Here is a 25,137-nt window from a genome sequence, read left to right as displayed (position 1 = left end):
ACCCGAAACCCGCCAACCGACAGGAATTCGACCGCCCCGTTTCCGGGGCAACCCCTCTAACTTACCCGAACCCTCACCCCGGCGCAAAACCACCGGTGCGAAGACCCAGAAGCCACAGGAGACGCCGACCAACCGGCCGCGCACACACAACACAACCACCCAGGTGATCGAAGAGGAGTGCGCCGGACCGCGCCGACATCACAAGATTACCAGGCCCTGTCACTGTCTTGGCCCGGTTCGCGTCCAACGCACTCGCGCACGGATCTGTTCCCAGCTCAGTGCCGGGAAGGAAGTTCCGCGGAGCCACGGGCCCCGGTTGAACGACGTGCCGCCCGGCGTCATTCCCGTCACGAGTCACGTACACGCGCAGGGGCAGAGACAGAGGCGTGCTAGGACTGGTCCACCTTGGGTGGCGAAGAAGGGGTAGGAGCCGGACGTGATTCGACAGGGATTCCCTCGTGCCCTGATCGTGCTGGTCGGTACCGCGGCCGCGGTCATCACCCTCGCCGGTGTCCAGGCGGTGGGTTCGATCGTCGGCCCGGTCGTCCTGGCGCTGACACTCGTCATCGCCGTCTCCCCGGTGCGCGGGTGGCTCGTCCGCCGCCGGGCCCCGGTGTGGCTGCAGGTGGCCGTACCCCTGGCGCTGGTGCTGCTGGTCCTGCTCGGCATGGTCGCGGTGCTCAGCATCGCCGCCGCGCAACTCGCCATCCTGGCGCCGACCTACACGGTCCAGTTCAACGCCATGGTCACCGACCTGCAGCACTGGGCCGCCGGGCTCGGCTACGGCAGCGACCAACTCAACAAGGCCCTGTCGTCGCTCGATCCCGGCAAGCTGATCGGCGTCGCCCAGAGTCTGCTCAGCAGTCTCCTCGGCGTGCTGTCGAGCCTGTTCCTCATCGTCGTCCTGCTCCTGGCCATGAGCCTCGACGCCCCTGTCATCACGCGGATCGTCGACGCCGCCTCCACAGAGCGGCCGGCGCTCACCAACGCTCTCAAGACGTTCAGCTCCAAGACCCGCCGCTATCTGATCGTCTCGACGGTCTTCGGCCTGATCTGCTCGGTCCTCGACGTCACCGCGCTGTACATCCTGGACGTGCCGCTCCCACTGCTGTGGGGCGTCCTGGCCCTGATCACCAACTACATTCCCAACATCGGATTCATCCTCGGCCTCATCCCCCCGGCGCTGCTCGGGCTGCTGGAGGGCGGGCCCAAGACGATGCTGCTGGTGATCGCGGCCTACATGGCGATCAACGTGGTGATCCAGTCGTTCATCCAGCCGAAGTTCCTGGGGGACGCCGTGGGCCTGTCCACGACGGCCACGTTCCTCTCGCTGATCGTCTGGGGATGGGTGCTGGGCCCGCTCGGCGCCCTGCTCGCGATTCCGCTGAGCCTGCTCGTCCGCGCTCTGCTCGTCGACAGCGATCCGGACGGCGCCTGGACCGCCGCACTCATCTCCGGGCGGCTGCCGGAACGCTCTTCGCAACCCCGCCCCGATACGCATCCCGATACGCACCCCGACCCGCGCCCTGACCCACGCCCCGAAACGCGCTCGGAGCAGTCCGGCGATCACTGACGGCGCTCCGGCCGGCCACGGGCCCGGCGCTCCCCGACACGGAGCGGTTCCGCAGGGTACGGCGGGGGGTACGGCGGGGCGCTCCGGCTTAGGGTCTGGTCATGCGGCGATGGGACGACGACGAGCGGCTGACCGGGATCACGGACGCCTCGGCGATGGAGCCACAGGTGCGGGCCCTGCTCGACGCGATGGGGAGGGACGGGTGGGTCACCGAGGAGCCCGAGGCGCACCTGCTCCCCCATCTGCGCCGGGCGTGCGGCTCGGAGTGGCTGCTCACCGGTGAACGCCTGCTCGACGACGGCGTGTACGAGGTGACGGTCTCGCTGGCCGGCGACAGGGAGGGCGTCCACGTGCACCGCGACGTGATCCGTCTGCTGTCGTCGATCGCCGAGACCGCCTTCTTCGTACGGGAGGCGGGGCCGGGCGTCTTCGAGTGCGTGACCGGGCGGCTCGACGGCGATCCGCCCGGTTACAAGAGCCATGGTCACCTGGTCCGGCTCATCGTGACCTGAGCGGCCTTCGCGAAACTGAGCCCGGCCGGCCGGGCTCAGACGGCCTGTACGCGCGCTCTCCCGTCCGGCGAGGGCAACGGCGCGCCCTCGGCGTACCTGCGCTTCCACGGGATGGCCGCCGCCAGCAACGGGAAGACCAGCAGCGAACTGATCGCCCACGGCGCGTGCAGTTCCATCCACGCCGGCCCGTGGAACTGGGTGAGCACGATGTATCCGGCCGCGGCCCACAGCGTGCTGCCGAGGATCGCCGGCCAGGCCCAGCGGGTGGGCCGGGCGACCAGGAACGGCATGAACCACAGCAGGTACTGCGCGCCGAGGCGCGGCGTGAAGATCATGAAGGACAGCAGGATGGCGATCGTGACGTCGACGGGGTCGGCCCTGCGCCACCAGACGAGGCAGGCGACGATCGAGGCGTAGATGAGGTACTGGCCGATCCGCGCCGGAGTCGGGTCGAGGTTCCAGTTGCCGCCGCTGACCAGCGCGGTCCAGCCCCAGTCTCCGGTGATCGGGCGGACGTCGCTGGGCCGCAGGCCGATGGTGTTCAGCACCTCCGGCAGCTGCCGCCACTCCGTCCAGCCGCCGATCGGGAGCGTCAGCAGGAAGAACACCGGCGGCACCGCGACGGCGACCAGCGAGACCAGCCGGCTGCGCAGCCCCGGCAGGAACATCAGCATCGCCGGGACGAGGATCACCGGCCAGCTCTTCGCGCACAGCGCGAGGCCCATGAGCACGCCCGCCCAGACCGCCCGCCACGTCGCCGCGCGGTCCTCCTCCGACGGGCGGACGAGCCTCCGGACGATCTCCCCCGGCGGGATCCACGGCAGCGGCAGCGCGCGGTCCGCGATCCGCAGGCGGGCCCACGGCAGCGGCTCCGGCCGCCGCCAGTCGCCCGGGCCGCGCGCCACGACGTACGCCGCGACGCCGAAGACCAGCGACACCGGCTCGACCTGGCCGTGTACGGAGGCGACGAGGATCGCGAGAGGACTGCAGGCGTACTGGAAGGCGCGCAGTTTCGCGGTCCGCCCCCCGGCCAGCCGGCCGACCAGCGGGATCAGCACGATGTCGGAGACGACCGTGACGATCCGGCCGGCGTAGTCCCAGGTGACGCCCAGCCACAGCAGCAGGCCGTACAGGTAGGGGATCATCGGCAGGAAGTGCCAGCCGCCGTTGCTTTCGAGCACCGGGTCGCGGCCTTCCACGATCGCCCGGCCCGCGGGCTGGAAGCTGTTGACGTAGTCGACCGGCTGGAACCTGGTGTCCTTCGCCGCGAGAATCATGATCAGCACACGTACGGCGATGCCGAGCGTCAGCGTGACGGCCAGAGACGGCCGCCAGCCCTTCCACTGGGCGACGAGCGCCAGTACGACGCCGGCGGCGAGGACGATGCTGGTGGGGATCGCGTATTCCATGACGCTGCCAAGCCTGCCCGACGAACGGCAAAACCCGCGACTCAAGGGCGTATTCGGTCGTCCGACCGTCGCGCTACGTCACCTTTCGGGGTACTGTGAGCACGGAGCGTAGCATTCAGGAGACCTCGATGAAGATTCGCCTCTGGATCACTCTTGTCATGGCCGTGATCGTCGGGATGTTGATCGGCCTGCTGGCCCCCACACACGGGGGCGACCGGCGCGACGCGTAGGGGGTGTCGGGCTCGCGGCGCCGGCCGCCTGCCGAGGAGCGCCCGGTCTCCCGGGGCGCGCGGCCGATGCGGTCGCGGGTTGCGTGGCCGTGCCGAGTGGCCGTGTCGAGTGGCGGGGGCCGGGCCCGGTGTGCCGGGCCCGGCCCCTTTCACCAGGGCCTGCTTCTCCCGGTCGCCGGGGTCAGAAGCCCGCGGTGACCCGGGTGAAGTCCCAGTCGCTCTGCGCGATGCCGCTGCAGTTCGACACCACGCCGCCGCCCGGGCAGCCGCGGTCGCGGTTGACCGACCAGAAGGCGAGCCGGCCCAGGCCCTTCGACTTGGCGTAGTCGCGGATCTGGGTCCAGGTGGACACCGAGGTCAGCTCCTGCTGGTCGGACAGGCCGTTCATGCCGGAGATGCCCATATGGGCGTACGCCTGGGCGTCGCTCCAGCCCCAGGCCGACTTGAGCGCGTTCTTCAGGCCCTCGGCCGCGTTGACGGTGTTCTGGTACATGTTCGCGCCGCCGCCGAAGTCGAACGGCATGATCGTGTAGTTGTCGATGTTCACGCCGAGCGCCTTGGACTGGTTGATGAGCCGCGTGCCCCACCAGCTCGGGCCGGTCGTGCTGGTGCCGAAGGTGACGACGACCTTGACGTTCGGGTTGTTCTGCTTGACGATCTTGAGCCCGCCGAGGATGCGGTCCTGGACGGCCTCGTTCTCGAACTCGTCGGTGTTCTCGATGTCGAAGTCGACCGCGGCGGGGTTGTACGCGTTGATCACCTGCTGGACCGCCGAGGCGAAGGCGGACGAGCTGGAGCAGTTCGGGCCGAGCTTGTTGCCCTGCCAGCCGCCGAAGGAGATCTGGACGTTGCCGCCGGCCGCCTTGATCTGCGAGATCGCGGTGGCGTCGGCGCTGCCGGACAGCGGGCGCGAGCCGTCCCACGCCGGGACGCAGCCGCCGCCGGAGAGCATGAAGGCCATCGTGAACTGCTTGACCCCGGTGGCGCTCATGACGGTGGCCGGGTTCGGCGGGTTGCCCCAGCCCTCGTACAGGTAGGGCGCGCCGGGAAGCTTGCCGCCGCTCGCGGGGCAGCCCGTGGTGGTGCCGGTCACCGACCCGCTCGCCGCGGACTCGCCGTTGTTGTTGTACGCCTTGACCGTGTACGTGTGGGTGGTGCAGGTGCCGAGGCCGGAGATCGTGGCGCTGGTGCCGCTGACGGTCGCCCGGACCGACGTGCCCTCGTAGACGCGGTATCCGGTCACCGTGCCGCTCGACGCCGACCAGGACAGCGAGATCGACGAACTGCCGGTGCCGGTGACGGACGGGTTGCCCGGCTTGCCCGGCGCGCCCGACGGCGGCGTCGGCGAGGGACTCTGCGACGGCGTGCCGCCGCTGACCGGCTTCCAGAGCGCCGGGACGATCGGCGGCTCCCAGCCGGTCAGGGAGGTGTGCGCCTGGATGCACTCGTAGTCGACGCCCTGGTAGGTGACGCGGGCGCCGATGGCGTACCAGGTGTTCGGGGCCCAGGCGGGGTAGGCCAGCACGACCAGGCCGCTCGGGGCCGCCGAGGCGGAGGCGGTGGTTCCCGCGACCAGTCCGGCGACCGCCAGGAGGAGGGAGGCGACCAGGGCGAGCGCGGCCCTGACGTGCCGGCCCGTACGGAGGCGAAGCTGCATTCTTCCTCGCAAGGTGGGTTGGGGGGTGAGTGGGGGGATCGAGGAGGGCTCAGCCCGTGAAGGCCTTGAAGATGTTCGTGAACTCGTAGGCGGACTGGGAGACGCCGCTGCAGGTGGGCGAGAGGGTGCCGTTCGGGCAGCCGCCGTTGTCCCGGCCCACCGACCAGAAGCCGATCCGTCCCACGTGGTTCGCCTGCGCGTACGACAGGAGCGTGCGGGCGTCGGCCTGGTAGGTCACCTGGCCCGTGTCGTTCTTGCCGATCATCGGGGTGAGGCCGAGCATCCGCCTGATCTGCGCGTCGGTCTTCGACGGCCAGATCTGCTTCATCTGGGCCACGGTGGCGTTCGCCGCCCCGACCATCGCGGCGCCCCAGGAGCCGGAGTAGCCGAAGTCCATCAGCATCGGATTGACCAGGACGTTCAGGCCCTTGGCCGCCGCGTCCTGGAGGATCTGCACCGAGAACGGATCGACGCCGTAGTCTTGGCCCTGCACCCGCAGCGTGTAGCTGATCACGGTGCCCCGCTCGGCCTGCAACTGCCTGAGCGCCGTGTTGACCTTGCCTGCGTCGATGGCCGCCTCGACGTCCACGTCGAGGTAGTTGGTGCCGACCGTGTCCAGCACCTTCTTGTACGCCGCGAGCAGCGCCGCCGAGGTGCCGCAGCTGTGCTCCAGGTAGGGCCCCACGGCGCCTCCGGTGGCCACGATCACCTGGCCGCCCCTGGCCTGCAGGGCCTTGACGTCGTTGACGATCCGCGCGTCGCCGATCGGGATCGTGCCGCCCCAGGCGGGGTTGCAGCCCGTGCTGTCCCCCAGCGCGAAGGCGAGGGTGTAGTTCTTCACCCCGGTCGCGGTGTACGCGCCGACCAGCGACGGCGTGGTCATCGTGATGTCGACGTACGGCGCGAAGGTGATGGCGCCCGGGTCGGGCGGCGGCCCGGAGGGCGACGGGCTCGCACTCGGCGAGGGCGAGGGCGACCGCGACGGACTGGCCGAGGCCGACGGGGACGCCGACGGGGACGGCGAGGGCGCGGTGCCCGGGCCGTCGAGGACGACGTCGTCCGCGTAGTAGGTGCCCTGGCCGTACCAGCCGTTGAGGTAGACCGTCACGCTCGTCGTGGCGGACCCCGTGGTGAAGGACGTGGTCAGGCGCGACCACGCCGACCCGGGCGAGCCCCATGTCTGGACTTCGACGGCGGCGCCGGTCGCGCCCAGGAACACGTAGTTTCCCTGCACCCAGGCCGACAACGCGTACATCGTGGACGGCTTCACCGCGATCGTCTGCTGACACCGGGCGTAGTCGTTGCCGGCCGGCGTCGCCGACAGCGCCTTCGACCCGCCGTGCACCGGGCTCGACACCACCTGCGCCGTCGGCGCGCACGTCCAGCCCGACAGGCCCGACTCGAAGCCCGGATTGGCGGCGATGTTCGCGGCCCGGGCCGTTCCGGTGAAGGCGCCGGTGAGCAGGGCGGCGAAGGCGAGGGACGCCGCCGTGGCGATGCCGGCGAGCTTTCTCATGCGCGCCGTCCCGGACGCGGAGCGAGGGTCGTGGAGGACGCGCGGCGCGGATTCGTGATCTGCATGGTCACAACCTCTGTGGGGGGTGAACGGGAGGTTGGCGGAGCTCCGTACGACCGGCGCCTGACGGAGGCGGCCGATCGGGGGACACCGGCCGTACGGAAGCCGGGAGCGCGACGGGACGCGAAGAGGAGGAGACGTCAGGGATGGGAAGAGGCCATGCCGGCTCCCGGAGGGCTCTCTTTTAGGAAAGTTTCCTAAGAGTTGTACGGATCGTAGCCTCGTGGTCGCGGGTCTGCAAGACCCAATTCGACAGCGTTCCTAACGGAGACTGTCAGGCCGGGGTCGAGGCCACGGGCGCGTTATGCGGGCGTTAAGGGCGTGCTGTTCGTCCGTTAAGCGGACATCTCCCCCGCCGCGCCACACCTGCCACAGGAGCACGGACGGCGGCGACAAGCATCGACCGATCAAGGGAGTGTCCTGTGATCACGTTCGCGGCATTATTGCCTCATGGCCGAACCGGTGCCGTTAGACGGCTGCCCTCACGTCCCTCGGACGACGGTCCCCCGGGTGTCCCGCGGAGGCGCGCCGCCGCCGCCGCGCTCGGGGATACACGTCCCGGCCGGTGATCCGGGGAGGGTCCGGCGGTGAGCGTCGCCGAGAGCGTGCGGTTCGGGGTGCTCGGCACGCTGCGCGCGGAGGTGGACGGACGCCCGGCACACCTCGGCGGTCCCCGGCAGCGGGCCGTGCTGGCGATGCTGCTGATCGCGCGGGGCAGGAACGTCTCCGCGGAGCGGATCCTCACGGACGTGTGGGAGGACTCCCGGCCGCCCTCCATGACGACCCTGCACGGATACGTCGCCGACCTGCGCAGGGTGCTGGAGCCGGAGCGGGCGTCCGGCGCCCCGGCCCGGCTGCTCGTGCGCGAGGGAGCCGGATACGCCCTGCGCGCCGCCCCGGCCATGGTCGACGCCGAGCGCTTCACGGACCTGGCCGCGCGCGGCCGGCGCGCGCTGGAGGACGGCGAGCCGGACCACGCCGCGGAGCTGCTCGGGCAGGCGCTCGCGCTCTGGCGTGGCCCCGCCTACGCGGAGGTGGCCGAGGCCGCGTTCGCGGTGCCCGACGCGACCCGGCTGGAGGAGCTGCGGGCCGCCGTGCGCGAGGACCGGCTGGCCGCCGTCGTCGCGTCGGGGCGGCACGTCGCCGCCGTGGGCGAGCTGGAGGCGCTGGTCTCCGAGCAGCCGCTGCGGGAACGCGGCTGGGAGCTGCTCGCCCTCGCCCTCTACCGGTCGGGACGGCAGGCCGAGGCCCTCGCCGCGCTGCGGAGGGTTCGCCGGCGGCTGGCGGACGAGCTGGGCGTCGAGCCCGGCCGCGGCCTGCGCGACCTGGAGGCGGCCGTGCTCGCCCAGGACCCCCGGCTGGCCCCGCCGCCCGCGCGGTCCGGCCCCGCGCGTTCCCCGCGGGTCGCGGAGCCCCCGCCGCCCTCGGGCAACCTGCCGTTCGCGCTGTCCGGATTCGTCGGCCGTGACTCCGACCTCGCGGCCGTCGCCGGCCTGCTGGAGGAGCACCGGCTCGTCACGCTCACCGGGCCCGGAGGGGTGGGCAAGACCCGGCTGGCCCTGGAGGTCGCCCGCGCCCGCGCTCACGACGGCACCCGCGACGGCGGCGACGGGCCCTGGCTCGTGGAGCTGGGCGCGCTGGGCGCCCCCGATCTGCTGGCGGCGACCGTCGCGACCACCCTGGGCCTGCCCGCCGCGTCGTCCGCCGAGCAGCTGGCCGCGATGCTCGCCGGGCGCGACGCGCTGCTCGTCCTCGACAACTGCGAGCACCTGCTGACTCCGGTCGCGACGCTGGCCCACACCCTGCTGACCCGTTGCGGAGCCGTACGGATCCTCGGCACGAGCCGCGAGGCTCTGGGCCTCACCGGTGAGGCGGTCTACGAGGTGCCGCCTCTGGACGCCGCCACGGAGGCCGCCGACCTCTTCCTCAGCCGTGCGTCCGCCGCCGTTCCCGGCTGGACGACGGGGCCGGACGACAGAGAGAGGATCACCGCCCTGTGCGCGGGGCTCGACGGGATCCCGCTGGCCATCGAGCTCGCCGCCGCACAGTGCCGCACGCTGTCCGTGGACCAGATCGCCGACGCGCTGGAGGACCGCTTCACCCTGCTCGTGGGCGGGCCGGCCGGGCGTCCCGACCGCCACCGGACCCTGCTGGACACGATCGCGTGGAGCGACCACCTGCTGCTGCCGGACGAACGCCTCCTCTTCCACCGGCTCGGGGTGCTCGGCGGCGGCTTCGACCTGGAGACGGCGGCCGCCGTCGGCGGGATCACGCCCGTCCTCCCCCCGCTGTCGGCGCTGGTCCGCAAGTCGCTGGTCACCGCCGAGCCCGGCACGACGCCGCGCCGCTACCGGATGCTGGAGACCGTGCGCCAGTACGCCCTGGCCGCGCTCTCCCCGGAGGAACTGGAGGAGACGCGGGCCCGCCATCGCACCTGGGCGCTCGCGCGGGCCGAGAGCGTCGAACGCCACCTGCGCGGCCCGCAGGGCGCGGCGTTGCTCGACGGGCTGAGCCGCGACCAGCCGGAGTTCCGCGCCGCGTTCGCCTCCGCGCTGGCGGCGGGCGACGGCGACTACGCGCTGCGGCTGGGCGGCGCGCTCTTCTGGTTCTGGTTCCGGATGGGCCACGTGGCGGAGGGCCTGGCCTGGCTGTCGGAGGCGTTCGCCGCCGCCCCGGAGGCCGGGCCCGGTGTCCGCGCACGTGCCCGCTTCGCCCTGACGGCGCTGCTCTACCTGGCCGGACAGACCGCGCGGTCCCACGAGGCGGCCCGTGCGGCCGTCGAGGAGGCCCGCGAGGCCGGTGACCCGGTGACGGAGGCGGGCGCCACCGCCTACGGCGCGTACACGGGCCTGCTGGCCGGCCTGCCGGTCGACGCCGCGACCCTGACCGGGCGGGCCGTCGAGATCGCCCGGAACACCGCGCTGTCCTGGCTGGAGGCCGAGACGCTCATGGTGCGGGGCATGGCGCTGCGGGCCCTGGGAGATCTGCCGGCCGCCGACGCGGTCTTCCAGGAGGCGATCGCCGCCGCCCACGCCAGCGGCCACGACTGGGCCGCGGACGGCGCCGCCTGGTGCGACATGAAGACCGCTTCGGACCGCGGGGACGGCGCCAGGGCGCTGGCCGTCGCGGGGGACCTCCTGGCGGCCATGGACCGCTACGGAGACATCTCCTTCTGGCTGGTGACGGTGCACAGCACGGCGCGGGCGCTGGCGCTGACCGGCCGGGCGGAGGAGGCCGCCGTGCTGATGGGGGCGGTGGAGGCGATCGGCGCCCGGGCGGGCGTGTCCCCTGAGCTGATGGACCCGCTGGACGGCCCGCGCGAGGCCGCCGCGGTCCGCGGGGCGCTGCCGCCGCACGAGTACGAGCGCCATGCCGCCCGCGGGCGGGAGCTGTCCCGAGAGGAGACGAGCCGCTTGGTCAGGACCCTGGTCCCGGGCCGCCGGTCCCGGTGACGCGGACGACGGTCCTCCCGGCGACCACGGTCTTCCCAGCGACCCAAGTCCTCCCGATGTCCATGGCGTCGCCGAAGGCCAGGACCTCTCCGTGACCAGGGCCTTCCCGGCGGCCGGGGCTTTCCCAGCCGCCGGGCACCACTGGGAAAGCCGCTGGGAAAGCCGGTTCCCAGCCGCCCCCCAGCGGGCCCGCACATCCTCGTCGTCGTGAGCAGGCGCCGCCTTCACCCGGGCGGCCTGACGACGAGGAAGACCATGATCAAGCGAGTGACGCGCACCACGGCCGAAATCCGGCCGGACGGGCACGCCGTCGTCGCCGGGGCGGGAATCGGCGGGCTGCTGGCGGCCCGGGTGCTGACCGAGACGTTCGGCCGGGTCACGGTGATCGACCGTGACGAGCTACCGGACCAGGGTGTCCCCCGGCGGGGGGTGCCGCAGGGCCACCACGCCCACGGGCTGCTGTCCCGGGGCTGCGAGATCCTCGAGGACCTGTTCCCCGGGCTGACCGCGGACCTGATCGCCGCGGGCGCCACCCCCTGTGACATCCAGAACGACGTCCGCTGGTACAACGACGGCCGGCGACTGCGGTCCGCGCCCTCGCGGATGCGCGGCCTGACGGTGAGCAGACCGCGACTGGAGGCGTCCCTGCTGTCCCGGGTCGCGGCCCTTCCCGGCGTGACGATCCTGGAACACCGCGAGGTGGTCGAACCGGTCACCGGCTCCGGTGGCGCGGTGACCGGCGTACGGCTGGCGGGCGCCGGTCGTGAGGCGGGGCACGGGCCGGAGGAAATGCCCGCGGACCTCGTGGTCAACGCCACGGGCCGGGGCAACCGGGGCACCGAGTGGCTGCGCCGGCTGGGGTACGAGCCCGCTCCCGAGGAGCGCGTCGACTCGCGGCTGGTGTACGTCTCGCGCGAGTACCGGCGCCGTCCCGGTGACGCCGAGTTCGTCGCCCTCATCGTGGGGCACACCGCGTCGGTGCCGAGGGGTGGGGTCGCGCTCAGCGGGGAGGGCGACCGCTGGCTGGTCACCCTGTTCGGCATGGGCGACGACGTGCCGCCCGTCGACCCGGACGGCTACCACCGCTTCGCCGCCCGGCTCCCGGTGCCGGACCTGCACCTCCTCCTGGAGCGCCTGGAACCGCTCGGCGAGCCGCGGCTGATGCGCATTCCGGTGAGCATCCGCCGCCGCTACGAACGACTGGACCGTTTCCCCGAGGGCTACCTGGTCTTCGGCGACGCGCTGTGCCAGTTCAACCCGTCGTACGGGCAGGGCATGACGGTCGCCGCCTGCGAGGCCGCCGCGCTGCGCGAATGCCTGGCCGGCGGCGGGGGCACCGGCCTGGCCCGCCGCTTCTTCGAGCGCGCCGGGCGGATCATCGACGTGCCGTGGGACATGTCCGTCGGCGGCGATCTGCGGTTCCCCTCGGTCGAGGGACCGCGCACCCCGCGTACGAAGCTGCTGAACCGCTACATCTCCCGGCTGCACGTGGCGGCGGAGGCGGATCCGGTGGTCGGGCACGCGTTCCTGAGCGTCGCCAACCTGCAGGCGCCTCCGCAGCACCTGATGTCTCCGGGCGTCCTCGCCCGGGTGCTCCGGCCGCGGGCCGGCCGCACCCCGACATCACCCCCGGCGGACCCCCGGGCCACGGCCCGGGACCAGGTCCCGGCCTGAACGGCTCACCCGAGCCCTGTTTCCCCACCAGAGCGGTCCCCAAGGGACCGGAAAGAAAGGACACCTCTCATGATGAAGCGCACCTCCATCCGTCTCGCCCTCGCCGCCGCCGTCGTCGCCGGTGGGCTGGCCGTCACCGCCGCCCCGGCCCTGGCGGCCACGGGCGCCACGGCCAACTCGGGCCGGGTCGCCCCCGGCGCCACCGGGACCTTCCTGGCGATCTGCCCGTCGTACGCGCCGCACATGCTGGCCGACACCATCACGATCACCGCCCCGGCCGGGGTGGCGATCTCGACCAGCCTGACCCGCGACTCCGACGTCTTCCACCGCGACCTGCTCAAGGTGACGGCCGTCAACGGGACCGCGGCGAGCGCCTACGTGGCCGTCACGGCCTCGTGCACGAGCTGATCTCTCCTCCCCCGACCGGCACCCGCCCGGTCACCGCGCCGGAGCGCGTTCAGCGGAGGATGGTGCCCTCGCGCAGGGCGTGCCGTCCTCCGCTCTGGACGGTGACAAAGTCGACCACGCCGGTCAGCTTCTGCAGGTCGAAGCCCGCCTTGACGCGGTCCGGCTCGGCCGGCACGTAGACCGTGAGCAGGTAGCGGCGGCCGTTGGCCGCGCCGAGCGCGTCGAGTTGCGCGCGGAACTCCGCCAGCAGGGCCGTCAGGTGACGCTTGTCCTCGGCGCCGACGTGGTTGCCCAGGTGGCCCTCGCCGCCGGGCCACTCCCAGTCGACGTCGATGCCGTCGAAGACGCCCGCGGCGCTGCCGGGGCCGCCGCGGCTGCCCACGCCCGGCAGGTCACCCCTGATGTACGCGTCGAGGCACGACTTGACGAACCGCTGCCGGGTGGCGGCGGTACGCGCGACGTCCGAGAAGTACTTGGAATACGTCCAGCCTCCGATGGAGATGAGCGTCCTCAGGTTGGGGTGCCGGGCCTTCAGCTTCTTCAACTGGTTGAAGTTGCCGGCGAGCCGGGCGTCCGGCGGATCCGCCCTGCCGTCCAGCGACTCGGCCGCCGTGAAACCCCGCTGGTAGTCGGCCCAGGCGTCACCCGCGCCGTCGCCCTGGTCGGGGTCCTCGGGGTCGGGCGCGGGCGGCCGGGTGACACCGGCCAGACAGGTCAGCGACGTCGGATCGATGTTCGCGAAGGCGTAGACGGCGTGCGTCAGCCGGCTCGCCTGCCCGCTCTCCTCCAGGTCGTGCACGGTCGACGTGGCGCCGAACGCGCCGCGCTGGGGGACGTACCCGACCCTGATCGGACGCGGCGAGGGGGAGGGCCTGGGAGAGGGTCTGGGGGTGACCGTCACGGTGACCGTCACCTCGGGCATGGGCACGGACTCGCTCTCCAGCCGGGCGGCCGCGGCCTGCACCGGCACCATCGCGCCCTGCGCGGCGGCCTGTATCGGAACCTGTGCCGGAGCCGGCGCCTTGACGGGCGCGACGGCGGGGGGCGCGACGAGACGCGGCTTCACCTGCGTGCTCCGCGCGGCGGGGGCGGCGGTCCCGGTCGCCCGGGCCGGGTCGAAGCAGGCGATGAACAGGGCGGAAAGTACGGCCGACAGGACCACGACGGTGAAGACGCCACGCGTGATCGCTTGCATGGTTGCTCCGAACGGAAAAGGGACCTCCGGCGTCGAAACGCCGAGGGAGGGAATGCCGCGGGAGCGTAGTGACGTCTTCGACCGGCCGACAACCGGTGCAGTCTTAAGGCCGGATTATGCGTGGCTCATGTCGCAGGTGGGCGCGTTCCAGCGTGCCGACCTGCTGTTTTCATCATGCCCGTCATCTCTGCAAATTTCACCCGTGCGGCTGAGAGTGCGGTTCGCGAGCCTAGGCCCTTGATTGGGATAGCCGCGTGACTGAGCGCAAGCCGTACCCCAGCGACTTAACCGACGCGCAGTGGGCGTTGATCGAGCCAGTGCTCACGGCATGGAAGGCCGCGTACCCCGTCCGTCAGCGGCCACGAGGGCAACTACGAGTTACGCGAGATCGTCAACGCCATCCGCTACCAGGGGCAGACCGGCGTCCAATGGGACTATCTCCCGCAGGACCTGCCACCCAGAAGTGCGACGTACTACTACTTCTCCAAGTGGCGTGACGACGGCACCGACAAGACAATCCACGACATGCTGCGCGGGCATCTGCGCGAGGAGAAGAAGCGATAGCCGACCCGAGCCTGGTCGTGCTGGACACCCAGAGCGTCCAGGTCGCGGCCGGAGTCCCCGCCTCCACCACCGGAAAAGATGCCGCCAAGCGCGTGCCGGGCCTGGTCATCACCGTGGTCACGCCGGCCGCCTCGGTCCACGAGAACACCGCCGGGATCACCCTGCTGGACCGGGTCGTCGCCGACACCGAGGACACGGTGACCAAAGCGCTGGTCGACCAGGGGTTCAAAAACGCCGTCCTCGCGCATGGCGCAGACCTGGGGATCGACGTGGAGATCGTCGAGCGTAACCCCGGCAACAAGGGGTTCGTCCCCCAGCGCAAGAGATGGGTCGTCGAGGCAACGTACGGCATCTTGATGTTCCACCGACGCCTGGTCCGCGACTACGAGCACCTGCCGGCCCCATAGCTCGGCCGGTGAGCCACGCGTTCATGCCCAACTTGAACGACGTCCTACAGGGTCGTTAGCCTGCGCGCATGTCAGATCTAGGGCATGTGGCTTGGCCGCCTGAGCTGATCCGGACCGAGCGTCTCGTGCTCCGTGAGCCCGAGGCGCGGGACCGTACAACGTTCATCGAGCTGCTCGCCTCGCCAGAGGTGCACACCTACCTCGGCGGTCCCCGCCCGCGTGACGAGCTTGAGCGTGAGATGCCGGAGGTGCCCGAGCGATGGCCCGGGAGTTTCGTCGTCGAGCTCGACGGGACGATGATCGGCCAGATCCTGCTCAGGAGAGCAGCCGGGCACCGTCGCCCGGCCGCCGTGGGGAAGGCCGATCTCGGTTACCTGTTCCTGCCGAAGGCCTGGGGGCAAGGGTACGCCGCCGAGGCGTGCGCGGCGGCACTCGACTGGTTTGACGGCGTCCTTCCCGGCGAGCCGGTGGTGCTCACCACCCAGAGCGCCAACGTCGCCTCGATGCGCCTCGCGGCAAAGCTGGGGTTCACCGAGGTCGAGCGGTTCCAGGCCTGGGACGCCGAGCAGTGGCTCGGCCTGCGACCCCCGGCCACGTGATGGGGCTACCCCATTTTTGGCTCTGACGCTTTTCATGGATGCTGTTGCCCCAATGGGTGAGGTGCATCCTTGCGCCCGAAGGCACCTGGACCCGCGTGGAATAGGCCGATGAGTAGGACGCTCGTACAAATGGAGGCGAAGGCCGGTTCGGGGTATCGGTCGATGTGAGCCCACCACAACAGCAGACCGCCAAGAACGAGGCCGGCCCACCCCGCGATGAGATTGGGGATGGGCCCGCTGCCCAACGCGCTCGGATAGCGCCTTCTGGTGATGCCGCGGATGAAATGGGGAAGCCCATTGCCGGCGATGAGACCACCAAGGAAGCCGAGAATGATCGTTTGCCACATCGCGATAGGTCCTTATCGTTGGTCGAGTTGATGGTTCAGCATGGGCAGCAGCACCGCATCCACGAGCAGCTGCAGGAACAGGTCGTCGAGAGGTTCGCCGGTGACGAGGAGGCGAGAGAGCAGTGCGGCTGAGCTGATCTCGGCGACGAGCGCGTGGTCGATGGTTTGGGGAACCTCGCCTCGAGCGATGGCTCCGGCCACCACGGCCGCGAATACGTCGCGTTTGTGGTCGAGGACGTGTCGCCGTACGGTGTGCGCGAGATCGGGGTCGCGGCGCATCGCGACGAGGAGTCCGAGAATGAGCGCGCTGTCTTGACCTATGAGGCTGGTACGCAGTTCCAGCAGAACAGCCAGTAGACCGTCACGCAGGTTCGTCGTGTCGGGTGGCGCGGCCACCGGCGTTCCGGCGTACCGCCGTATGGCCGTCGCCACCAGCTCGGCCTTACCCGGCCACCGTCGATAGATCGTGGCCTTGCTGGCACGGGCGCGCTCCGCGATGGCCTCAATGGTCAACTGGTCGTAGCCGACCTCGACCAACAGGCTCATGGCCACGCGCAGGATGGCTTCTTCTCGAATCTCGCCGCGGCGGTGAGCCGGCATGACCAGTCCTATCGAAACGACACCGTTTAGACAGGAAGTGTACGCATGCGTTTCGATATTGCCCAGGCTCTCCGAAGAGATCCGCCTCGCGCGCCCGGTTGTTCGCTCAGCCGCGTCCATGGCGCCGGCAACGAGCCCGTGACCAGCCCTCCTCATGCAGCCCAAGCGATCAAAGGGACATCATTAGGCGGTCAGACGGCGGCGACGAGGGTGAAGACGCCCGCGCCGACCAGGGCGAAGGCCCACATCCGGTCGAGGTTGAACCAGGCCCGGCGCAGGACGGCGACGCCGACGAACTCGTACACGACCACCGCGACCGCGGTCGCGGTGAGGAACATCGCGAGCGTGTGCACGCCCGCGACGAACAGCCCGCCGGACAGCGCGTGCCCGTGGTGACCCGCGGGCATCCGGGTGAGGACGGGGAGCAGCATCAGCCCGGCGCCGTGCACCGACGACATCAGGAACGACCAGGCGGCCAGTTGCGGCAGCGACAACCGCATGCCCACCCAGCGGAAGTGCCGCCGGGCGAGCAGGTGCCACAGCCCGAACCCGACGAGCAGGACCCCCGCCCCGATCGCGAGGGCCGTCCCGGTCACGAGCGAGCCGGTCGCGGACACCACCGCCACCACGAGGGCCACCGACGCGAGGTGGCCCAGCGCGATGACCGGGAGGGACTGCAGAAGCAGGTCGCGGCTGCGCTCCTGCAGTCCCCGGGCGACGGCGAACAGCCAGCCCATCGCGGGGTTGATCCCGTGGAAGGCGCCGAGCAGGATGACCGCGGTCAGCGTCACGGGTAGCAGTAGGAGTCGGAGGACGCGTCGCCGCCCTGCAGCCGGGTCTGGTGCGGGCGCAGGCCGCGGAAGTCGTCGCCGTGCGGGAAGAACCGCTCGTCGAGCGTGAAGCCGTCCGCGTCGATCTTCGCCATCCACGCGCCGACCCCGTCCGGGTAGAACTGGTCGTCCCAGGCGCCGTAGAGGGAGTTGGTGACGTAGACCCGGCGGCCGTCGCGGCTCACCTCGACCATCTGCGGCCCGCCGGCGAGGCGCTCGTCCGGGGCGGCGGGGTGGGCGGCCCTGTCCACGATGCCGCCGAGGCGGATCGAGCCGATCTCGACCGGCTTGAACGGGTCGGACACGTCGTACTGCTTGAGCTCGCCGGTGCCCCAGCACGACACGTACAGACGCTGGTCGTCCACCGACAGGTCGATGTCGGTGACGAGCGGCGGCACCGCGCCGAACGGCTTCAGCACGTCGGGCAGGTCGTCCGGCGACGCGGGCTCGGCCGGGATCGTGATGACCTTGGTCGCCGCCCAGCGGGAGCCCTCCTTGTGCCACACCCACACCGAGGCCGACAGGTCCTCGACGCTGACGACGACCCCGGCGAAGCCGTACGTCTTCGTCGGGTCGTGGGCGGGGCGCAGCTCCAGCGTCATCTGGTGCTGGTCGCCGAGGTCGACCTCCTGGACGTGCCGGCGCTTGCGCAGGTCCCAGAAGTGCAGCTTGTGGCCGTACTTGCGGCCGAGCAGCAGTTCGCCGACCACCCCGTCCTCGATCATCGAGGGCGTGCCCCACTCGGAGGTGACCAGCACGTCGTGGTTGATGTGCCACCAGAAGTCGTAGGCGAGGTACTGCGGGCCGCGGTCGACCTCCCACCGGCCGAGGACCTCGAAGGTGTTGTGGTCGAGGATGGCGATGCCGCCCGGGCCGTCGTCGCCGTAGCCGCCGAGCGCGCTGACGTACAGCCCCTCGGGGCCGCAGTGGACGGTGTGCGGGCGGGAGTAGCCGGCCCGCTTGCCCAGCTCCTCGGGCTCGACCACCTTCACAAGTTCGGGGCTGACCCGGTCCTTGGTGTCGTACACGTAGATGCGCGACGACCGCAGGCCGGGGACGATCAGGTAGCGCCGCTCCACGTGCGGGTGCGGCGCGTACGGGCAGAGGGCGCTGCTGCAGGCGTTCCAGCCGAAGTGGTGCAGCTCGTCCCCCGTGTGCGGCAGGTCCGTCCAGCCGACCACCGTCCCGTACGCCGAGGAGGCGGGGTCGGTGTCGAGCACGGCGAGCGCGTCGGGCCGCTGGGCCGACCGGTCGAAGGCGGCCACGTAGGCCAGCTTCTCCGGCGGCGCCTCGGCGGCGTCGCGGGGCGAGGGATAGAAGGTCGGATCGGGCTTCCACAGCGTCATGAACTTAAGGATTGTCCCTATTCCCCACACGGTCAATAGGGATCTTCGGTGTCTTATCCTGCCGTGACCACAGACCGTGATGACCTATACCCTGACTTATCTCGCTTTACGGAGGCAGGGTTGTTCTTCGGCATCACCAACATCTGGACCTACGTGGTCGGCTCGTTCCTGATCATCCTGCTGCCCGGGCCGAACTCGCTGTTCGTCCTGTCCACCGCCGCCCAGCACGGGATCCGGCGGGGCTACCGGGCGGCCGCCGGGGTCTTCGCCGGCGACTCGGCGCTGATGTTCCTGTCGGCCGCCGGGGTCGCGTCGCTGCTCAAGTCCACGCCGGTCCTGTTCACGATCGTGAAGTACTCGGGCGCGGTCTACCTCGGCTGGATCGGCTTCGGCATGCTGCGCGGCGCCTGGCGCTCGCTGCGCGCCTCCCGCTCCAGAACCTCACCGCCCGGGACCACGGCCGAGACGACGGCCGGGACGATGACGGGAGGCGCGGCCGTCGCTCCGTCCTCCGCCCCCGCCGGGGCGGCCGGTGAGGGGCGCGACCCGTTCCGGAAGGCGCTCACGATCAGCCTCCTCAACCCCAAGGCGATCCTGTTCTTCGTGGCGTTCTTCGTGCAGTTCGTGGACCCGTCGTACGGCGCGCCGGCGCTGTCGTTCCTGATCCTGGCGCTGATCGTGCAGGTGTTCAGCGTGACCTACCTGACCACCCTCATCTTCGGCGGCACGTTCCTCGCGGCGCACTTCCGCCGCCGCCGCAGGCTCGCGGCCGGGCTGACGTCGGGGGTGGGCGCGCTCTTCCTGGGCTTCGGCGCCAAGCTGGCCACCGCAACGCTGAACTGACCGCGCCGGGTCACGAGCTCACTCGCCGTGCGCTTCGGCGAGTGCGGTCTCGAAGGCGTCCATCTCCCGCTGAACCCGGTCGTACCCGGCCGACGGCAGCCAGGCCATGACGCGGGAGACCCCCGCCTCCTCGCACCGCTCCAGCGCGCCGGGGTCCGCCGGGACCGCCAGCATCACGACCTCGACGCGCCGGCCCGCCTCCTCCGCCCGCCGGAACAGTTCGGGGATCCGCTCCAGCACCCCCGGGCCGTAGTTGGGCAGCCAGGCGTCCCCGTACTCCAGGACCCGGTCGAACACCCGCGGCCCGACGCCGCCCACGAGGATCGGCGGGTGCGGGCGCTGGGCCGGCTTGGGCCACGACCAGACGGGGTCGAACGACACGAACTCCCCGTGGAACTCCGCCTCGTCGCGGGTCCAGATCTCCCGCATGGCCTGCACGCGCTCCCGCATCAGCGCGAACCGGCGGGCCGGGTCGGTCCCGTGGTTGCGCATCTCCTCGCGGTTCCAGCCCGCGCCGATGCCGAACTCGAAGCGCCCGCCGGTCAGGTCGTCCACGCTCGCGACCGTCTTCGCGAGGCCGATGGGCTCGTGCTCCGGCACCAGGCAGATGCCGGTGCCCACCCGCAGCCGGGTCGTCGCGGCCCCGGCCGCCATCGAGGCGACGAACGGGTCGTAGGTGTGCCAGTAGCGCCGCGGCAGTTCGCCGCCCCGCTCGTCCTTCGGCGCCCCTCCGCCGGGCGGTACGGGAATGTGCGTGTGCTCGGTGAACAGCAGCGCCGCGTGGCCGCGCTGCTCCACGAGGCGGGCGAGCGTATCCGGACGAACCGCATCATGAGTTGCGAAGTACCCGAATCCCGTATTCATCCCGTCACCGTAACCCGCGTCCGTGTTCACGGGGGAAGCGGCCCGAGTCGCATGACGAAGCGATGACCAGTGCGTTCGTTCCGTCCACGGACTCTCAAATGACATGCCGCATCGGTATCGGATGTCACCTCGGACAGTGCTTCCGGCCCGTCAAGGCCGTACCGTCAGGTACGGTAAGCCACCGATGCAACACCTTTCCTGGGCGTTTCCGACCGCGATGTCCGGGTAGGCGCGTTTGCCAACTACAGCGTCGGTCTCCCCCGCCGGCCCGTTGGAGTGTCATGAACCACACGCCCTTCGCCATGCCCAGGCTCACCGCCCTGATCAAACAGGCGGTCCCCCGGCTCCTCGAAGGCGTGGTGGCTCCTCTCGCCGTGTTCTACGCGGCACTCGCGGTGCTCGGCCTGCGCGGCGCGCTGATGGCCGCGATCTCCTGGGTCTACCTGGGCGTGCTGTGGCGGCTGGTGCGCCGCCAGCCGGTGCCCGGCACCATGATCTTCGCCGCCATCGCCATCACCGTACGGACGGTGCTCGGCCTGTGGAGCGGCAGCGCGGTGGTCTACTTCATCCAGCCGGAACTCGGCACGATCGTCATCAGCATGGTGTTGCTGGCGTCCGTCCGGATGCGCCGCCCCCTCGTGGAGAAGCTGACGCTCGACTACATCCACCTGCCGTCGTTCGTGCTGCGGCACCAGCGCGTCCAGCGGTTCTTCGCCAGGATCACGCTGCTGTGGGCGTTCGTCCTGCTGGTCAACTCGAGCGTGAGCATCTGGCTGCTGCTGCACCAGTCGATCGGCACCTACCTGCTGGTGCGGACGACGGCCGTGGCGGTCATCACCGGGATCGCGTTCCTCGCGTCCGTCTGGGCGTTCCGCCGGGTCCTGCGGCGGCTGCACACGGAGGCCCCGGCGGTCACCGGTTAGCGACGGCCGCCCTCGATCCGGCGGCGTCCCCGGGTCCGCGCGGGTTGTGCACAGACGGGGGCCGAGGAAGGTGCCGCCGGTGGCGTCGACGAGATCGCCGGCGGCCACTTCGCCCCCGGCGGCCGCGGGATCTCAGTCCATCGTGTGGGCGCGCACCGCCTCGTCACCCCGGGTGTGCCAGGCGTCGAACGTCAGGGCCGTGACCTTCCAGCCCTCGGCCTGCCGTACGAGCCCGAGCCGGTAGACGCCCCACACCTCCCACAGGCCGCCGCCGAGCCCTTCGTCGAGCACGTTGTAGGCGTAGCCCTTCGCGGTCACGTGCGCCTCGGCGCCGTCCACGGTCACCGCGAAGTTGCTCACGGTGTGGAAGCTCTGCTTGCGGGCGTGCAGCCCGGTACGCCAGCCGTCCACGAGGGCGTCGGCGCTGATCCGGGCCGGTTCCCCGCCGTTCAGGCTGGTGAAGTCGACGTCGACCCCCTCGTCGAACAGTTCCCGGCACACCGGCCAGTTCTTTGCGTCCACGGTGTCGAAGACTGCGGTCACCACGTCCACGATCTCGGCGCGGTCGACCAGTGCGGCGATCTGATCCATGCGCCCCATCATGCCCATGAGATCGTGTGATAGGCACGGTTCCCATGGGAATCGCACTTGTCACCGGCGCCTCGCGAGGGCTCGGCGCCGTCATCGCGGAACGGCTCGCCGCGGACGGCTGGCACGTCGCCGTCAACTACGCCAACGACACCGCCGGAGCGTCCGCCGTCGCCGACCGCATCACCGCCGCCGGCGGCTCGGCGGCCCCGGCCCGGTTCGACGTCACCGACGAGCAGTCGGTGCAGGAGGGCGTGGCCGCGCTAGGGCGGGTGGACGTCGTGGTGAACAACGCCACCGGCCCGCAGCCGATGATGCCGGTGGAGAAGCAGACCTGGGACGACCACCTCGGCCAGCTCCGCTTCTTCGTCAAGGCCCCGCTGCTGCTCCTGCAGGCCGTGCTGCCCGGCATGCGCGAGGCCGGCTCGGGCCGGATCGTGAACGTGGGGAGCGAGGTCGCCGACCTCGGCAACGCCGAGTTCGGGCACTACGTCTCGGCCAAGGCCGCGATGCACGGGCTCACCCGGTCGTGGGCGCGGGAGCTGGGGCCGTACGGGATCACCGTCAACACGGTCGAGCCCGGCTGGATCCCGGTGGAGCGCCACGCGGACGTGCCGCCCGAGGACTACACCGGTTATCTGCGTGACGTGCCGCTGGGACACATGGGCGTGCCGCTCGACATCGCCGAGGCGGTGGCGTTCCTGGCCTCCCCCGGCGCCCGGTTCGTGACGGGTCAACGTCTCGCCGTCAACGGCGGCAGGACGATGAGCTGACCAAACCTTAAGAGAGGTAAAGAATCTGGAGATCCAGAGAGGGTTTCGTCAAAAAATGAGTTAATGTCCGTTCATGTCCGGCGCATATTTCCCCCGTATCCAGACCGTCACCGGCGCCCTTCCCGTCTCTGAGATCGACGGGCCGGTGCTCCCCCACGAGCACCTGCGCACAGACACCCGCTGGGGGATCGGCGTGGACTCCGATCCCGCCCGGTGGCTGGACGAGGAGCGGTACGTGCTGGCCGAGATCAAGGACCTCGGCAGGGGCCGGGAGCTGGGTCTCGTCGTCGAGCACAGCTGCGTCGGCATGGCCCGCGACCCCGCGGCCCTCGCCCGGATCTCCATGGCCGCGCGGGTCCCGATCGTCGCCGCCACCGGCTTCGCCGCCCAGCCGTTCGCCGGCGCGGCGATCACCCGGTACGGCGCCGACGACCTGACCGCCGACCTGCTCCACGAGATCGGCGCCGGGCTGGACGGGACCGGCGCCCGGCCGGGCGTCATCGTCGCCGCGTCGTGGGACGAGACGCCCACCCCCGCCGAGGAGCGGGCGGTCACCGCCGCCGCCCGCGCCTCGCTGCGCACCGACCTCCCGGTGGCCGCCGGTGGGCTGGAGCTGCTGGAACTGCTGCTCTCCCAGAACGTGCCCGCCCAGCGGCTCAGCGCCCCGGGCGCCGACACGCCGGCCCAGCGCAAGATCGCCGAGACCGGCGCGTACGTGAGCGTGTCCTGCGCGGAGGACGTGCTCACCCTCCTCGACGCCGGTCACGCGGAGCGCATCCTGGTCAGCAGCGGCGTACGGCTGCGCGAGCACCTCGCCGGCTACGGCGGGCAGGGGTACGGCCGGCTGTTCTCCTCGGTCGTCCCGGCCCTGCGAGCGGCAGGGGTGGACGACGTCACCCTCCGCCTCGTCACCCGCGACAACCCCGTCCGCTGGCTCACCGCCGGCCAGAGCCGCCTCGCCGCCTGACCGCACCGCCTGACCACACAGCCTGACCGCACCGGCTGATCTCACCGGCTGATCTCACCGCCGTACCTGGCCGCGCGGGCGGCGCAGGGTGAGGCGGAAGGCGCAGCCCGGGGCGCCGGGATCGCCGGACACGACGGTGAGGTCGCCGCCGTGGGCCCGGGCGATCTGCCGGGCGATGGGCAGGCCGAGGCCGGTGCCGGGCACGTCGCGGTGGCCGCGCCAGAACCGCTCGAACACGCGCTCCCGCTCCTCCTCGGGAATGCCCGTCCCCCGGTCGGCGACCGTGACCACGGCCAGGCCGGGCGTGAGGCCGATCTCCACGGTCACCGGCGTGCCCTCCGGGCCGTAGCGGACGGCGTTGTCTACGAGGTTCGCGAGGGCGCGGCTCACTGTGGCCTCGTCGACCGGGCACACGGCCTCCGCCGGGCCTGCCAAGGACAGCGTCATCCGCTTCCCGGCGGCCAGGACCTCGGCCTGCCGGAGCACGTCACGCGCCACCACCATGAGGTCGGCCGGCCGGTGGTCGAGCGTACGGGCGCGTCCGCGGGCCTCGGTCAGCAGGTCGTCGACGGTCGCCCGCAACCGCCGGGCCACGCTCTCCGAACGGCGCAGCCCGTCGCGGTAGACCTCCAGGGTGGGCCGGGGGTGGGCGAGCAGGACCTCGGCGTTGGTCATCAGCACCGACAGCGGGCTGCGCAGCTCGTGGCTCGTCTCCTCCAGCAGCCGCCGCTGGGCCGCCGCGGCCGCCGCCAGCCGGTCCAGCATCGCGTCGAACTCGGCGGCCAGCGCCACCACCTCCAGTGGGCCGTGGCCGAGCCCGATCCGGCGGCTCAGGTCGGTGCCGCCGATCTCCCGGGCCACCGCGCGGACCCGGTTGATCGGGGCGACGGCCCGTCCCGCCCACCACCAGGCGGCCGCGGCGGCGGCCGGGGCGAGCGCGAGGAGGGTCCAGGAGAGCCACGGCAGGCGGTGCGCCGAGGCGCTGCGCACGTGCTCGGCCCCGTTGAGCGCCTGCGCGGTCGTCTCGGTGTCGGTCAGCAGGACCACGCCGAACAGCAGCAGCGGCGGGACGTAGAACCCCAGGAAGGCGAGCACGGCGAGCCGGACGCGGAGCGAGCGCCAGGGCCGCGTCACGGTCCCTCCAGGCGGTAACCGGCGGCGGTGACGGTGGTGATGACGGGCGGGTCGCCGAGCTTCCTGCGCAGCCTGCTGAGGATCACCCGCACCGAGGTGGTGAATGGGTTGGCGTTGGCGTCCCACACGTGCTCCAGCAGGTCCTCGGCCGACAGCACCCGGCCGGGGTGGTGCATGAAGTAGCGCAGCAGGGCGAACTCGCGCGACGTCAGCTCCAGCTCGTCGCCCGCCCGCCAGGCCCGGTGGGTGACCTGGTCGAGTTCCAGGTCGCCCACCCGCAGCAGCGAGCCGTGCTGGTCGCCGCGACGGCCCAGCGCCCGCAGCCGGGCCACCAGCTCGGCGAAGTGGAACGGCTTGACCAGGTAGTCGTCGGCGCCCGCGTCCAGCCCCGCGACGCGGTCGCCGACCGCGTCGCGGGCGGTGACCACGAGCGTGCGCCGGGGGCGGCGCAGGTGGGCGTCGCCGGCGAGCCGGCGCAGCAGGTCCAGGCCGTCGCCGTCGGGCAGGCCCAGATCGAGGCAGGCCACGTCGTAGGAGGTGACCCGCAGCGACTCCTCCGCCTCGCGGTACGTCGCCGCCACGTCCACGGCGTACGACTCGTTGCGCAGGCCGAGGGCGACCAGTTCCGACAGCTCGGGGTCGTCTTCGACGAGGAGCACGCGCACG

22 protein-coding genes and 1 pseudogene are annotated in these 25,137 nt (G+C 71.6%); 12 read left to right on the top strand and 11 right to left on the bottom strand.

The features are described 5' to 3' along the window. Positions 1–436: 436 nt before the first annotated feature. On the top strand, positions 437–1,573 hold the full coding sequence (locus HHX40_RS34090; RefSeq protein WP_182883849.1) for an AI-2E family transporter: 1,137 nt from the start codon (positions 437–439) through the stop codon (positions 1,571–1,573). 101 nt (positions 1,574–1,674) lie between these two features. Beyond that, a complete protein-coding gene (locus HHX40_RS34085; protein ID WP_117409155.1) occupies positions 1,675–2,085 on the top strand; it encodes a hypothetical protein in 411 nt (136 codons plus the stop codon). A gap of 35 nt (positions 2,086–2,120) precedes the next feature. Here HHX40_RS34085 and HHX40_RS34080 read toward each other — a convergent pair whose 3' ends face one another. The 3 genes from HHX40_RS34080 to HHX40_RS34070 form a co-directional block, all read right to left on the bottom strand. Beyond that, positions 2,121–3,494 (bottom strand): hypothetical protein, encoded by a 1,374-nt coding sequence (locus tag HHX40_RS34080; RefSeq protein ID WP_182883848.1) that lies wholly within the window; start codon positions 3,492–3,494, stop codon positions 2,121–2,123. A gap of 411 nt (positions 3,495–3,905) precedes the next feature. Further along, the gene (locus HHX40_RS34075) at positions 3,906–5,381 is read right to left on the bottom strand and encodes a carbohydrate-binding protein (RefSeq protein WP_182883847.1); all 1,476 of its coding nucleotides are present in this window, start codon (positions 5,379–5,381) and stop codon (positions 3,906–3,908) included. A gap of 49 nt (positions 5,382–5,430) precedes the next feature. Continuing rightward, positions 5,431–6,897 (bottom strand): carbohydrate binding domain-containing protein, encoded by a 1,467-nt coding sequence (locus HHX40_RS34070; RefSeq protein WP_182883846.1) that lies wholly within the window; start codon positions 6,895–6,897, stop codon positions 5,431–5,433. Positions 6,898–7,544: 647 nt separating this feature from the next. Here HHX40_RS34070 and HHX40_RS34065 point away from each other — a divergent pair. The 3 genes from HHX40_RS34065 (at position 7,545) to HHX40_RS34055 (ending at position 12,491) form a co-directional block, all read left to right on the top strand. Continuing rightward, positions 7,545–10,409 (top strand): BTAD domain-containing putative transcriptional regulator, encoded by a 2,865-nt coding sequence (locus tag HHX40_RS34065; RefSeq protein WP_182883845.1) that lies wholly within the window; start codon positions 7,545–7,547, stop codon positions 10,407–10,409. A 267-nt stretch (positions 10,410–10,676) separates the two neighbouring features. Then, complete coding sequence (locus HHX40_RS34060) at positions 10,677–12,083, top strand: NAD(P)/FAD-dependent oxidoreductase (RefSeq protein ID WP_182883844.1); 1,407 nt, start codon at positions 10,677–10,679, stop codon at positions 12,081–12,083. 69 nt (positions 12,084–12,152) lie between these two features. Further along, positions 12,153–12,491 carry a hypothetical protein gene (locus HHX40_RS34055; protein ID WP_182883843.1) on the top strand — a complete coding sequence of 113 codons (339 nt, stop codon included), beginning with the start codon at positions 12,153–12,155 and terminating at the stop codon, positions 12,489–12,491. Positions 12,492–12,540: 49 nt separating this feature from the next. On the opposite strand, the gene HHX40_RS34050 is transcribed toward HHX40_RS34055, so the two are convergent. Continuing rightward, positions 12,541–13,686 carry a glycoside hydrolase family 18 protein gene (locus HHX40_RS34050; protein ID WP_220499916.1) on the bottom strand — a complete coding sequence of 382 codons (1,146 nt, stop codon included), beginning with the start codon at positions 13,684–13,686 and terminating at the stop codon, positions 12,541–12,543. A 357-nt stretch (positions 13,687–14,043) separates the two neighbouring features. Between HHX40_RS34050 and HHX40_RS38365 the strand changes: the two are divergent. The 3 genes and pseudogenes from HHX40_RS38365 to HHX40_RS34040 all read left to right on the top strand — a co-directional run. Further along, positions 14,044–14,250, top strand: a pseudogene (locus tag HHX40_RS38365) (transposase); the annotation flags it as partial. Between the two features lie 17 nt (positions 14,251–14,267). After that, positions 14,268–14,657: a hypothetical protein gene (locus HHX40_RS36095; RefSeq protein ID WP_220499915.1), complete on the top strand. Its 390-nt coding sequence runs from the start codon at positions 14,268–14,270 to the stop codon at positions 14,655–14,657. 68 nt (positions 14,658–14,725) lie between these two features. Beyond that, positions 14,726–15,256: a GNAT family N-acetyltransferase gene (locus tag HHX40_RS34040; RefSeq protein WP_111701915.1), complete on the top strand. Its 531-nt coding sequence runs from the start codon at positions 14,726–14,728 to the stop codon at positions 15,254–15,256. A 359-nt stretch (positions 15,257–15,615) separates the two neighbouring features. On the opposite strand, the gene HHX40_RS34035 is transcribed toward HHX40_RS34040, so the two are convergent. The 3 genes from HHX40_RS34035 to HHX40_RS34025 all read right to left on the bottom strand — a co-directional run bounded on the left by HHX40_RS34035 (position 15,616) and on the right by HHX40_RS34025 (position 18,379). Next, positions 15,616–16,203 carry a TetR/AcrR family transcriptional regulator gene (locus HHX40_RS34035; RefSeq protein ID WP_165900767.1) on the bottom strand — a complete coding sequence of 196 codons (588 nt, stop codon included), beginning with the start codon at positions 16,201–16,203 and terminating at the stop codon, positions 15,616–15,618. Between the two features lie 191 nt (positions 16,204–16,394). Further along, positions 16,395–16,994 (bottom strand): hypothetical protein, encoded by a 600-nt coding sequence (locus HHX40_RS34030; protein ID WP_182883842.1) that lies wholly within the window; start codon positions 16,992–16,994, stop codon positions 16,395–16,397. Continuing rightward, positions 16,991–18,379 carry a selenium-binding protein SBP56-related protein gene (locus HHX40_RS34025; protein ID WP_138463230.1) on the bottom strand — a complete coding sequence of 463 codons (1,389 nt, stop codon included), beginning with the start codon at positions 18,377–18,379 and terminating at the stop codon, positions 16,991–16,993. Before HHX40_RS34025 ends, HHX40_RS34030 begins: the two co-directional genes overlap by 4 nt. Before the next feature lie 120 nt (positions 18,380–18,499). Between HHX40_RS34025 and leuE the strand changes: the two genes are divergently transcribed. Beyond that, a complete protein-coding gene (gene leuE, locus HHX40_RS34020) occupies positions 18,500–19,222 on the top strand; it encodes a leucine efflux protein LeuE (RefSeq protein ID WP_182883841.1) in 723 nt (240 codons plus the stop codon). 18 nt (positions 19,223–19,240) lie between these two features. Here leuE and HHX40_RS34015 read toward each other — a convergent pair whose 3' ends face one another. Next, positions 19,241–20,086 (bottom strand): LLM class F420-dependent oxidoreductase, encoded by an 846-nt coding sequence (locus tag HHX40_RS34015; RefSeq protein WP_182883840.1) that lies wholly within the window; start codon positions 20,084–20,086, stop codon positions 19,241–19,243. Between the two features lie 281 nt (positions 20,087–20,367). Between HHX40_RS34015 and HHX40_RS34010 the strand changes: the two genes are divergently transcribed. After that, positions 20,368–21,009, top strand: coding sequence for a VC0807 family protein (locus HHX40_RS34010; RefSeq protein ID WP_150940329.1), 642 nt, complete (start codon positions 20,368–20,370; stop codon positions 21,007–21,009). 132 nt (positions 21,010–21,141) lie between these two features. On the opposite strand, the gene HHX40_RS34005 is transcribed toward HHX40_RS34010, so the two are convergent. Continuing rightward, positions 21,142–21,600 carry a nuclear transport factor 2 family protein gene (locus HHX40_RS34005; RefSeq protein ID WP_165900768.1) on the bottom strand — a complete coding sequence of 153 codons (459 nt, stop codon included), beginning with the start codon at positions 21,598–21,600 and terminating at the stop codon, positions 21,142–21,144. Positions 21,601–21,644: 44 nt separating this feature from the next. Here HHX40_RS34005 and HHX40_RS34000 point away from each other — a divergent pair, with 44 nt between their 5' ends. Both HHX40_RS34000 and HHX40_RS33995 read left to right on the top strand, forming a co-directional pair. Further along, on the top strand, positions 21,645–22,370 hold the full coding sequence (locus HHX40_RS34000; protein ID WP_182883839.1) for an SDR family oxidoreductase: 726 nt from the start codon (positions 21,645–21,647) through the stop codon (positions 22,368–22,370). Between the two features lie 73 nt (positions 22,371–22,443). Next, positions 22,444–23,337 (top strand): aryldialkylphosphatase, encoded by an 894-nt coding sequence (locus HHX40_RS33995; RefSeq protein WP_182883838.1) that lies wholly within the window; start codon positions 22,444–22,446, stop codon positions 23,335–23,337. Between the two features lie 54 nt (positions 23,338–23,391). Here HHX40_RS33995 and HHX40_RS33990 read toward each other — a convergent pair whose 3' ends face one another. Together HHX40_RS33990 and HHX40_RS38045 are read right to left on the bottom strand one after the other, a co-directional pair. Continuing rightward, positions 23,392–24,471: a sensor histidine kinase gene (locus HHX40_RS33990; RefSeq protein WP_182883837.1), complete on the bottom strand. Its 1,080-nt coding sequence runs from the start codon at positions 24,469–24,471 to the stop codon at positions 23,392–23,394. Next, entirely contained in the window at positions 24,468–25,136 is a 669-nt protein-coding gene (locus tag HHX40_RS38045) for a response regulator transcription factor (protein WP_138463237.1), read from the bottom strand. The genes HHX40_RS33990 and HHX40_RS38045 overlap by 4 nt, the downstream gene beginning before the upstream one ends. Position 25,137 lies beyond the last annotated feature (1 nt).

The sequence above is a fragment of the Microbispora sp. H10949 genome (assembly GCF_014161435.1).
In the GTDB taxonomy this organism is placed as follows: Bacteria; Actinomycetota; Actinomycetes; order Streptosporangiales; family Streptosporangiaceae; genus Microbispora; species Microbispora triticiradicis.
The sequence above is the reverse complement of the archived record's forward strand: the minus strand, read 5'-3'. Positions and strand labels throughout refer to the sequence as shown.

Bases quoted from the DNA above. Each gene is read 5' to 3' on its own strand.
- HHX40_RS34085 (WP_117409155.1), top strand. From the start codon at position 1,675: ATGCGGCGATGGGACGACGACGAGCGGCTGACCGGGATCACGGACGCC.
- HHX40_RS34080 (WP_182883848.1), bottom strand. From the start codon at position 3,494: ATGGAATACGCGATCCCCACCAGCATCGTCCTCGCCGCCGGCGTCGTA.
- HHX40_RS34075 (WP_182883847.1), bottom strand. From the start codon at position 5,381: ATGCAGCTTCGCCTCCGTACGGGCCGGCACGTCAGGGCCGCGCTCGCC.
- HHX40_RS34070 (WP_182883846.1), bottom strand. From the start codon at position 6,897: ATGAGAAAGCTCGCCGGCATCGCCACGGCGGCGTCCCTCGCCTTCGCC.
- HHX40_RS34055 (WP_182883843.1), top strand. From the start codon at position 12,153: ATGATGAAGCGCACCTCCATCCGTCTCGCCCTCGCCGCCGCCGTCGTC.
- HHX40_RS34050 (WP_220499916.1), bottom strand. From the start codon at position 13,686: ATGCAAGCGATCACGCGTGGCGTCTTCACCGTCGTGGTCCTGTCGGCC.
- HHX40_RS34040 (WP_111701915.1), top strand. From the start codon at position 14,726: ATGTCAGATCTAGGGCATGTGGCTTGGCCGCCTGAGCTGATCCGGACC.
- HHX40_RS34035 (WP_165900767.1), bottom strand. From the start codon at position 16,203: ATGCCGGCTCACCGCCGCGGCGAGATTCGAGAAGAAGCCATCCTGCGC.
- HHX40_RS34025 (WP_138463230.1), bottom strand. From the start codon at position 18,379: ATGACGCTGTGGAAGCCCGATCCGACCTTCTATCCCTCGCCCCGCGAC.
- HHX40_RS34015 (WP_182883840.1), bottom strand. From the start codon at position 20,086: ATGAATACGGGATTCGGGTACTTCGCAACTCATGATGCGGTTCGTCCG.
- HHX40_RS34010 (WP_150940329.1), top strand. From the start codon at position 20,368: ATGAACCACACGCCCTTCGCCATGCCCAGGCTCACCGCCCTGATCAAA.
- HHX40_RS34005 (WP_165900768.1), bottom strand. From the start codon at position 21,600: ATGGATCAGATCGCCGCACTGGTCGACCGCGCCGAGATCGTGGACGTG.
- HHX40_RS34000 (WP_182883839.1), top strand. From the start codon at position 21,645: ATGGGAATCGCACTTGTCACCGGCGCCTCGCGAGGGCTCGGCGCCGTC.
- HHX40_RS33995 (WP_182883838.1), top strand. From the start codon at position 22,444: ATGTCCGGCGCATATTTCCCCCGTATCCAGACCGTCACCGGCGCCCTT.